Here is an 896-nt window from a genome sequence, read left to right as displayed (position 1 = left end):
GATTGCTTCAGCACGAGTGTGAAGCTCTTGAAGTGCTTTGTTGATTTCGTCAACTTCGATAGCTGGCATGTCGCCAGTTAGTGCAGTTGCGATACCCGCAGCGATTGCGTCAACGTTTAGGCCTTCAAGACCAGAACCAGCTAGTTGTTGGCCCATTTGTAGACCGATACCGTAGCTAGCTTTTTGCTCTACAGTTTCAAATTTTACTTCAGACATGAAAGTTACTCTTTTTGTGTCAGTACGAAAAAGGTAAGAATACCAGTATTAACAGCTCGAAGAAACGGCTACACCCTGATTCGCTCTAGCTTTCATGCACTCAAATCACAATGGCACTATTTTTATTGCATTGCTCCAGTAATGAAGGAAAAATCTATACTGTTCAAGTTTTGGTTTTTATACTGTAGTTAATCAATAGTTAGGGCGCAGTAGTATGAATCGTCGTCATAAGAAGAAACAACAAGTAGATTATTTGCAGCTGTGCAAAGATAAATTCAGTGCTATCGAATTTGGTGACGCCAAAGGTAAGATTCGTAGCCTATGGCAGCGCTTGCCTAAATTACATCAACGCGCCTTGATGGTGCTTACGCCTGTCGTGTTATTGCTACTCATCATTCCTTTTCCAAAGGCGGACACTACGCAAAGCGCACCTACAACCAGCCGCGTTGAGCTTGAGATCAATACTGTTGGTTTGAGCGAGCAGCAGAGTGAGCAACAGCAGTCTCTTAAATCAAGTCACTGGAAAGAGTACTTGGTACAGCAAGGCGATACTTTGGCGCAGGTATTTCGTAATAACCAACTGCCATTGTCTGACCTTAATGCTCTTGTACGCATCGAGGGCGACGATAAACCGCTGAGCCGGATACGAAAGGGGCAGCTAGTTCGATTCAAGCTAGCAG

Annotated in this window: 2 protein-coding genes; one reads left to right on the top strand and one right to left on the bottom strand. The window is 44.2% G+C overall.

All coding sequences use genetic code 11. From position 1 onward, the window contains the following. On the bottom strand, positions 1–216 hold a 216-nt coding region (locus KIV40_RS26385), incomplete at its 3' end, for an FKBP-type peptidyl-prolyl cis-trans isomerase N-terminal domain-containing protein (protein ID WP_285352141.1). 214 nt (positions 217–430) lie between these two features. On the opposite strand from KIV40_RS26385, the gene KIV40_RS26380 reads away from it, so the two are divergent. Further along, the coding region (locus KIV40_RS26380; protein WP_285352140.1) for a LysM-like peptidoglycan-binding domain-containing protein at positions 431–896 on the top strand (466 nt) is incomplete at its 3' end.

The sequence above is a fragment of the Vibrio sp. D173a genome, assembly GCF_030248475.1.
The sequence above is the reverse complement of the archived record's forward strand: the minus strand, read 5'-3'. Positions and strand labels throughout refer to the sequence as shown.